This is a genomic window from Poseidonocella sp. HB161398 (assembly GCF_005870025.1).
In the GTDB taxonomy this organism is placed as follows: Bacteria; Pseudomonadota; Alphaproteobacteria; order Rhodobacterales; family Rhodobacteraceae; genus Mangrovicoccus.
The window spans coordinates 62,166-70,646 of record NZ_VATA01000038.1 but is presented as its reverse complement, the minus strand read 5'-3'; the positions used below and the strand labels follow the sequence as shown (position 1 = coordinate 70,646).

The window sequence follows — 8,481 nt, the reverse complement described above, 5'->3', positions numbered from 1 at the left end:
AAGAACCGGCCGAAATTGGCGCCCGCCTCGATCACCGCGCGGTAGCCCGCGATATTCGCCATCGAGCTCAGCGCGTCCATCTTCTGCGCGCGGGAGATCCGCGGCACCATGTCCATCGCCACGACGGTCGCGCCGGTCGCCTTCGCCTTCTCCAGCAGCTCGGTGTTCTGCGCGGGCCAGAAGAACGAGATCAGCGTGTGCCGCGGCTCCAGCATCGCGATCTCCGCCTCCGTCGGCGGCTGCACCTTGGCGATGACATCGGCCGCCGCGAAGACGGCCGCGGCATCCGCCACAACCTCTGCCCCGGCCTCTTCATAGGCCGCGTCCGGAAACCCCGCCTTCGCCCCGGCCCCGGTTTCGATCACGCAGGAATGCCCCAGCTTCACATGCTGCGCCACCGTCGCGGGAACAAGCGCAACACGCCGCTCCCCGGGCGATACCTCAACCAAAAATCCAAGTCTCAATGCACGTCTCCCGTCGTGGATGTCCCTGCCCGCGGGCTCGCGCGGACGATCACGCTTTCGCTACCACGCGGAGCAGCCGCCTCACAGGGCTGCCATGGTCGCGGGCACAGGTTTCGCCCTGCGACCTCCGGCGCGGCCCTGCGGAAGGCGGAAACCTGTCAGATCCAGCGGCGGGTACGAGCGCAATAGGCCTCGAAAGCCCGGCCGAAGGTCTCGGAGAGCCGCGCCTCCTCGGGAAGGACGAAGCGGTCCGTGAGGATCCAGAAGAGCAGCGGCACCAGCGGCAGCGCCAGCCAGGCCCCCCAGAAGAGGCAGAAGCCCGCGAGGATCAGCAGGTCGCCCAGATAGACCGGATTGCGCGATCGGCGGAAGATGCCGCTCTGGACCAGGGCCGCGGGGGCGCGGTGCGGGATCACGGTGGTCTTCTGGCGCCGCATCTCGTCGATGGCCAGGACGGCGAGGATCGCGCCGCCGCCGACCAGCAGCCCGGCCAGAAGCTGCACCGCCGGACCGCCCGGCGCGGGCCAGGGCAGCAGCCGGGACTGGGACCACGCCAGGCAGAGGCAGCCCGCCAGCCAGACCGGCGGAATGTCGACCCAGTCGCGCAGCCGCGCCATGGTTCAGGCGGATTTCTGCGGCAGCCGGCCGCGCGCCATGGCCCAGTCGCGCACGGCGCAGCCGAAGGCCTCGAAGAGCGGGCGGGAGACCGGGTCATTGCCGGCATTCCATTCCGGATGCCATTGCACCGACATGGTGAAGCCCGGCGCGTCGCGGACATAGATCGCCTCGGGCGTCGAATCCTCGGCCCGGCCGTCGACGACGACGCGCGGCCCCGGCGCCTTGATCCCCTGCCCGTGCAGCGTGTTGGTCATCACCCGCGGCGCGCCCATCAGCCGGTGGAACGGCCCGCCCTGGGTGAAATCGACATAATGGCGCAGCTCGAACTTCTCTTCCATCGTGCCATTGGGGGGCATGCGGTGGTTCATCCGGCCCGGCAGGTCGCGGATTTCCGGATGAAGCGTGCCGCCCATCGCGACATTCACCTCCTGGAAACCGCGGCAGATGCCGAAGACCGGCTGGCCGCGCTCGACGCAGGCGCGGATCAGCGGCAGCGCGATCGCGTCGCGGGCGCGGTCGAAATCGCCATGCGCCTCGGTCGCCTCCTCGCCGTATTCCTCTGGATGGACATTCGGACGGCCGCCGGTGAAGAGGAACCCGTCGCAGGCATCGAGCAGCTCGGGCACCGAAACCAGCCGCGGATCGGCCGGGATCAGCAGCGGCATCGCCCCGGAAATCTGCGAAACGGCAAGGGAATTATGCGTCCCCCCGGCATGGGCCGGATACTGGTCGTTGATCAGATGGCTGTTCCCGATGATACCGACGACTGGACGCGACATGTCACCCTCTCTTTCCTGCCTCCCGAGATAGCCTCCCTTCCGGGCCGCGTCGAGGGTGCAGGCGCGCACAGGTCCCGTGCCCTCTGCGCAAGCCGAAAAAATGTGCCGAAAATCTGCCTTTGAAGGAATAACATCCGCTGAATGCAGAAAGGCCGCGGACAACCGCGGCCTTTCCCTTCCCTTCCCGGAACATTCAGGCCCGGCCGGTCAGCCCGGCTGCCGCGACGCCGGCCAGAGCGGCCTCGGCATCGTTGTCGGAGGTGTCGCCGGTGACGCCGACCGCGCCGATCACCTTGCCGTCGGCCTCGACCAGCACGCCGCCCGGCACCGGCACGACCGCGCCGCCGAAGACGCCGTTCACGGCCGACATGAAATAGGCCTGGGCCTCGGCGCGGGCCATCTGGGCGGAGCCGGGCATGCCCAGCATCACCGCGCCATAGGCCTTGCCATGGGCGATCGCGAAACGGCCCGGCGCGGCGCCGTCCTGGCGCTCGAAGGCCTGCACGTTGCCGCCGGCATCGAGCACGACGACCGAGAGCGGCTTCAGCTCCATCTCGGCGCCCTTCTCGAGCGCCTTGGCGATGATCGTGCGGGCCTGGTCGAGAGTGATTGCAGTCATGGGTCTATCCTCAGCTTGCAGCTTTCAGTTCCAGCCGGCGGGCATGGAGCACCGGCTCGGTGTAGCCCGAAGGCTGCACCCGGCCCTTGAACACGAGGTCGCAGGCCGCCTTGAAGGCGATCGTGTCGAAGGACGGCGCCATCGGGATATAGGCCGGATCGCCCGCATTCTGCGCGTCGACCTTCTCGGCCATGCGCTTCATCGCGTCCATGGTCTGCGCCTCGCCGATCACGCCGTGATGCAGCCAGTTGGCCAGCGCCTGCGACGAGATCCGGCAGGTCGCGCGGTCCTCCATCAGGCCGACATCATGGTAGTCCGGCACCTTGGAGCAGCCGACGCCCTGGTCGACCCAGCGCACGACATAGCCGAGGATGCCCTGGGCGTTGTTCTCGATCTCGACCGTCACTTCCTCGTCGGAGAGGTTCATGCCCTCCATGACCGGGATGGTCAGCAGGTCGGCCAGCGTGCCGCGCGCGCCGCCCGCGGCGATCTCGTCCTGGCGGGCGAAGACGTCGACTTCGTGGTAATGCGTGGCATGCAGCGTCGCCGCCGTCGGCGACGGCACCCAGGCGCAGGTCGCGCCGGATTTCGGATGGCCGATCTTGGCCTCCAGCATCCCGGCCATCAGGTCGGGCATGGCCCACATGCCCTTGCCGATCTGCGCCTTGCCCTTCAGCCCGCAGGCCAGGCCGATATCGACATTGCGGTCCTCGTAGGAGGTGATCCAGGGCTGCGATTTCATCTGCCCCTTGGGGATCATCGGCCCGGCTTCCATCGAGGTGTGGATCTCGTCGCCGGTGCGGTCGAGGAAGCCGGTATTGATGAAGGCCACGCGGGACTTCGCGGCGCGGATGCATTCCTTGAGATTGACCGAGGTGCGGCGCTCCTCGTCCATGATGCCGAGCTTGACGGTGTTCTTCGGCAGCCCGAGCGCCGTTTCCACCATGTCGAAGATCTCGACGGCGAAGGCGACTTCCTCGGGGCCGTGCATCTTCGGCTTGACCACGTAGACCGAGCCGTGGAGCGAGTTGCCGCCCTCGCGCGCCAGGTCGTGCATGGCGATCAGCGTGGTGCAGAGCGCGTCGAGCAGCCCCTCGCCGATCTCGTTGCCATCCGCGTCCAGCACGGCCGGCGTGGTCATCAGATGGCCCACGTTGCGCACCAGCATCAGCGAGCGGCCCTTGAGGATCTTCGCCTCGCCATTGGCGGTGGTGTAGCTGATGTCATGCGCCAGCGCCCGGGTGAAGCTCTTGCCGCCCTTCGAGACTTCCTCGGTCAGGTCGCCCTTCATCAGCCCCAGCCAGTTGCGGTAGGCCAGCGTCTTGTCCGGCCCGTCGACCGCGGCGACGGAGTCCTCGCAATCCATGATGGTCGACACCGCGGCTTCGAGGATCACGTCGGAAATGCCCGCCGGATCGGTCTTGCCGATCGGGCTCTCGGGATCGATCACGACGCGGATATGCAGGCCGTTGACCGCGAGGATCACCGATTTCGGCGAGGCCATGTCGCCGGTATAGCCCGCGAAATGCGCCGGGTCCTTCAGGCCCGGGACCAGATGCGTGCCCGCGACATGCAGCTTTTCCACCGTGGCCCAGGAGCCCTCGGCCAGCGGCGCGACCTTGTCGAGATGCGCCTTCGCCCAGGCCACCACCTCGGCGCCGCGCGCAGCGTCGAACCCGCCCGCGGGGGGCGTCGAGCCCATCGCGTCGGTGCCGTAGAGCGCGTCATAGAGGCTGCCCCAGCGGGCATTCGCGGCGTTGAGCGCATAGCGCGCATTCATGATCGGCACCACCAGCTGCGGACCGGGCACCGAGGCGATCTCGGGGTCGGTCTTGGCGGTCTCGATGGTGAAATCCTCGCCTTCGGGGACCAGGTAGCCGATCTCGCGCAGGAAGGCCTCGTAGGCGGCGGCGTCATGCGGCTGGCCCTTGCGCGCCTTGTGCCACGCGTCGATCTGCGCCTGGATGGACTCGCGCTTCTCCAGAAGCGCCCTGTTCTTCGGGCCGAGTTCGTTCACCAGCTTCGCCAGCGCGTCCCAGAAGACATGCGCCGTGACGCCCGCGCCCGGAAGCGCCTCCGTCTCGATGAAGCTTGCCAGTTCGGGGTCGACCTGCAACCCGCTTTTCACCACACGATCCATGACCGCCTCCTGTTCCGTCGACTCGTGCCCTAAGGCTTGCGCAAGTCTGTGACATGGCAAGGGCAAACCTTTCCACGGGAGAGGAAAAGCTTTTCCGCGATGTGGAAACCGCGCGTCGCAGGGCACCGAGAGCCGCCAACAGCGGCGTCGCGGCGAGCGGTCCGGCCGCAAGCGGCAGCCAGCCGCCCTGCCCCCGGTGGCGAAAAGCACCCAGAGCGCGGGCGGCGCCATCAGCAGGAGCCCCGCGCCGGTGCCGGGCAGCCAGCGCCGCGATGCCAGCGACAGGCCCGCCTGCAACAGGGCATTGGCGAGGAGCGCGGCGGCAAGCGCCCGGACCGGCCAGGCAGTGCCCGTGGCCACGGCGCCGAGGCAGAGGAGAACGGCAGGAGCGACCGCCGGCGCATGGCGCGACCGGCAGGCGGCGGGCCCGGCCAGGCCGGGCCGGGGGCAGTGGCCCGCCGCCCCGCCATTCTGCCAGGTTCTGCGCCAGCAGCCCGGCCAGCATCGCCAGAACCGCCGGGACGCCCGGCCCCGCCATCGGCCTCAGCTGCGCCGGTAGCGGCCGGAGGAGAAGAACTCCGACAGGCTCTGGCCGCGCTCCTCGCGGAACGGCCCGGCCTCGGCCATCCCGTCGATCCGGTCGAGCCGGAAGACGCGGAAATCGCCGCGCAGCTCGCACCAGGCGACCAGCGTCCAGACCTTGCCCCAGAACCACAGCCCGAGCGGGCGGACGACGCGCTCGGTCGCCGCCCCCGCCCCGTCGGCATAGGCGAATTCCAGGCGCTGGCGGGCCTGCACCGCGCGCTCGATCCGGTCGAGCCGCATGGCGAGCTCGGGCGTCATCTCGGGGGCGACGGAATGGACGGCGACGGCCTCGGCCCGGGCGCGGACCGGCGCCGGCAGGACGGCGGAGATCTTGCGCAGCGCGTCCTCCGCGCCCGCCGCCATCTCCGCCCCGCCCCAGGCGCGGATCAGCCGTGCGCCCGCGACCAGCGCGGTGATCTCGGCCTCGGTGAACATCAAGGGCGGCAGGTGGTAGCCCTCGGCCATGACATAGCCGTAGCCCGCCTCGCCCTCGACCGGCACGCCCGAGCCCTGCAGGTCGGCAATGTCGCGGTAGATCGTCCGTTCGGACACTTCCAGCCGCTCGGCCAGCAGCCGTGCGGTGGTGCGCCGGCCGCCCCTGAGCTCGTCGACGATGCGGAAGAGGCGGTCGGCGCGGCGCATCAGGCGGGCTCGAACAGGCCGATGCGGTTGCCGTCGGGATCGGCGACATAGATGTAGCGGCCCGGCGGGATGGCGACCGGCGCGCCCAGCACGCGGCCGCCCGCGGCCTCGGCGCGCTTGGCGGCGGCCTCGATCGCGCCCTCGGCGGCGAGGAAGATCACCGGCCCGCTGCCGGCCTGGCCCGGTTCGCCGACAAAGAGGTTGGCCGAGACGCCGCGCCCGTCGGTGACGAAGGCGGCGACGCGCTCTGCGCCCATTTCCATCATCGCCAGCGCGCCGCCGGTGGCAGCCTGGTAGAAGGCGATGGCGGCATCGAGGTCGCGCACCGGAATCTCGGCCCAGACGTTGAAGTTCTTCGGCATGAAGCTCATGGAATGTCCTTTCCCGTTCGTGTTGACGGGACCCTTCTCCCATAGCCCTCCTGACAGCGTTCTGTCAGCATCCGTCAGGGCGCGGCAGGCCTTTGGCAAAGCGTTGCCGCTCCGCGAGGTCGAGACCGAATTCCGCCGCCGCCGCCTCCGCCGCCTGCGCCTCGCCCCGGACCAGATGCGCGGCGCAGACCCAGTCGGCGGTCGAGGCCAGCAGCGGATGCCCCTCGGGATAGCTCCGGCGGCGCAAAGCGAAGGCCTCGGCCAGCAGCTCCGCCGCCTCTGCGGCCTCTCCCGCCTCGAGGAGGAAGCCGCCGAGATTGTGCAGCGCATAGCCCAGAGCGGCCCCGCCCTCGGGACGGAGCGCCCGCTCGATCTCCAGCGCCTCGCGGGCATGGGCGATCGCCTCCGCCCGCGCGCCCTGCATGTTCCGAACCAGCGCGAGGTTCAGCAGGCATTGCGCCGCCCCCGCGCTGCGCGGCCCCGACTCCGCCTGGCGCAGTTCCAGCGCGCGGCGTAGCGCTTCCGCCGCCTCGCCGAGATCCTCCGGCTCCGACGGGCGCGGCCGGCCCCGCTCGCGCGCCGCCATGCAGCGGGAGCGCAGCGCCAGCGCGAGGTTGTTCAGCACCGTCGCCAGCTCCAGCGCGCCATGGCCATGGGTCTCGCAGAGCCGCGCCGCCTCGCGCAGCGCCTCCACCGCCTGCGCCCCCTTCCCGGCGATGCTGCAGGTCGCGCCCAGCATGGAATAGGCGAGCGCCAGATCGGAATGGCTCTCCGGAAGGCGGTCGCGCCGCAGCCGCAGCGCCTCCTGCGCCAGGTCGATCGCATCCTCGTGGAAGGCGGTGACATGCAGGTAGATCGCCGACTGGATGTAGAGATGGTCGACCGCGGGAAGTCCCGGCACGGCCTTCCCCGCCGCGCGACGCAGCGCCAGCACATGCGGCGTCAGCGCCGCGCAGGCCGGCCATTCCTGCGGCCAGTCGCTGTCGAAGGGATAGCTGCTGGCCAGCATCGCGGCCGTGCGTCCGGCCTGCTCTGCCTGGCGCTGCCCCTGCAGCAGGCGCAGCGCATGGCCGGCCAGCCGGTGCATGTCGCAGCCCTCCCCCGAGCGGGAGACCAGCGAGCGGCGCGCCAGCTCGCGCAGCGCCGAATGCAGCCGCCCCGGATCGCTGCAGAGCGCCTGCAGATCGGGGCCGAGCGCCTCCCAGAAGGCCTCGCGCTCCTCCAGCGTGCAGGCGGGGACATCGAGGAACAGCTCCGGGCCCAGCCCCTCGGCGGCGCACCAGGCGAAGACATCGGCCACCGCCTGCGCGTCGCGGCCGAGGCCGGCGTAGCTGAGCTGCACGGCGGCGCGGATCGAGGAGGGGAAATCCGCCGCCTCCGCCTCGGTCATGATCTCGTCGATCCGCGCCTCCCAGTCGCCGAACGTGCCGCCCTCCTCGCGGATCAGCGCCCCGGCGATCACCAGCCCCAGCGGCAGCCCGCCGAGCGCGCGGGCCAGCGACACGGCCTCCTCCGCCCGGTCCGAGCGGCCGACCATCTCGGCCAGCAGGGTCAGCCGGACATCGGGATCGGGCAGGTCGGGCAGCGCGGCCCAGTCCTCCTCGGTCATCGCCTCCTGGATCAGCAGGCGCACCCCGTCGGCATAGAGGCTGCCGGTCTCCAGCACAGGCGGCTCGATCTGCGCGAAGCGGCCCCATTTGCGGTCGCGCGAGGTGATCAGCACATCGGCGCGTCCGAGCGGCGGCATCAGATCGCGGATCGCCGCCAGATCCGGAGCGTTGTCATAGACCAGCAGCCAGCCCGCGGGCAGCGCCTCGAGCACGGCGCGGGCCTGCATCACCGGCGCGCCGGGCGGGGTGGCAAAGCCCTTGATCCGCGCGCCCTTGGCCGCCAGCCCGTTCGCCAGGCTCTCGGCATCCCCGGCATTCAGCCAGGCGACCTCGCCATAGCCATGCCCATGGGCGGCGACATGCATCCTGGCCAGGGTCGACTTGCCGATCCCGCCCATGCCCGAGAGCACGGCGACACGGCCGCCATGCCCCAGCGCCTCGCGCAGCCGCCGGAGCTCTGCCTGGCGGCCGACCGGATAGCGGTGGAGCCGAGCGGCCTCGGCCACGCCGCGGCGGGCGGCATCCCCGGGCGAGAGCCAGCCCTTCGCCCCGGCCAGCCCGTCTGACAGGGTCCTGGCATCCGACAGCGCCCCGGCCGCCTGCCCCAGAAGCCCCAATGCCGCAAACAAGCCCGCCATGGCCCAACCGCTCCG

The 8,481-nt window shown here is 70.7% G+C and carries 7 protein-coding genes and 1 pseudogene; all 8 read right to left on the bottom strand.

What is annotated here, in order from left to right; genetic code table 11:
- Positions 1–464: pseudogene (locus tag FGX59_RS24225) on the bottom strand (NAD(P)(+) transhydrogenase (Re/Si-specific) subunit alpha); the annotation flags it as partial.
- 158 nt (positions 465–622) lie between these two features.
- Positions 623–1,081: an isoprenylcysteine carboxylmethyltransferase family protein gene (locus FGX59_RS24220; RefSeq protein ID WP_138469708.1), complete on the bottom strand. Its 459-nt coding sequence runs from the start codon at positions 1,079–1,081 to the stop codon at positions 623–625.
- Between the two features lie 3 nt (positions 1,082–1,084).
- Positions 1,085–1,861 (bottom strand): gamma-glutamyl-gamma-aminobutyrate hydrolase family protein, encoded by a 777-nt coding sequence (locus tag FGX59_RS24215; protein ID WP_138469707.1) that lies wholly within the window; start codon positions 1,859–1,861, stop codon positions 1,085–1,087.
- 193 nt (positions 1,862–2,054) lie between these two features.
- Positions 2,055–2,480, bottom strand: coding sequence for a heme-binding protein (locus FGX59_RS24210; protein WP_138469706.1), 426 nt, complete (start codon positions 2,478–2,480; stop codon positions 2,055–2,057).
- Positions 2,481–2,490: 10 nt separating this feature from the next.
- Positions 2,491–4,620: a malate synthase G gene (locus FGX59_RS24205; RefSeq protein ID WP_138469705.1), complete on the bottom strand. Its 2,130-nt coding sequence runs from the start codon at positions 4,618–4,620 to the stop codon at positions 2,491–2,493.
- Between the two features lie 543 nt (positions 4,621–5,163).
- Complete coding sequence (locus FGX59_RS24200) at positions 5,164–5,847, bottom strand: YafY family protein (RefSeq protein ID WP_138469704.1); 684 nt, start codon at positions 5,845–5,847, stop codon at positions 5,164–5,166.
- On the bottom strand, positions 5,847–6,218 hold the full coding sequence (locus FGX59_RS37745) for a VOC family protein (protein WP_171060805.1): 372 nt from the start codon (positions 6,216–6,218) through the stop codon (positions 5,847–5,849). The genes FGX59_RS24200 and FGX59_RS37745 overlap by 1 nt, the downstream gene beginning before the upstream one ends.
- 64 nt (positions 6,219–6,282) lie before the next feature.
- Positions 6,283–8,466, bottom strand: coding sequence for a tetratricopeptide repeat protein (locus FGX59_RS24190; protein ID WP_138469702.1), 2,184 nt, complete (start codon positions 8,464–8,466; stop codon positions 6,283–6,285).
- Positions 8,467–8,481: the final 15 nt, after the last annotated feature.

Excerpts from the sequence above, each read along its gene's own strand:
- FGX59_RS24205 (WP_138469705.1), bottom strand. The coding sequence starts at position 4,620 with ATGGATCGTGTGGTGAAAAGCGGGTTGCAGGTCGACCCCGAACTGGCA.
- FGX59_RS24215 (WP_138469707.1), bottom strand. The coding sequence starts at position 1,861 with ATGTCGCGTCCAGTCGTCGGTATCATCGGGAACAGCCATCTGATCAAC.
- FGX59_RS24200 (WP_138469704.1), bottom strand. The coding sequence starts at position 5,847 with ATGCGCCGCGCCGACCGCCTCTTCCGCATCGTCGACGAGCTCAGGGGC.
- FGX59_RS37745 (WP_171060805.1), bottom strand. The coding sequence starts at position 6,218 with ATGAGCTTCATGCCGAAGAACTTCAACGTCTGGGCCGAGATTCCGGTG.
- FGX59_RS24210 (WP_138469706.1), bottom strand. The coding sequence starts at position 2,480 with ATGACTGCAATCACTCTCGACCAGGCCCGCACGATCATCGCCAAGGCG.
- FGX59_RS24220 (WP_138469708.1), bottom strand. The coding sequence starts at position 1,081 with ATGGCGCGGCTGCGCGACTGGGTCGACATTCCGCCGGTCTGGCTGGCG.
- FGX59_RS24190 (WP_138469702.1), bottom strand. The coding sequence starts at position 8,466 with ATGGCGGGCTTGTTTGCGGCATTGGGGCTTCTGGGGCAGGCGGCCGGG.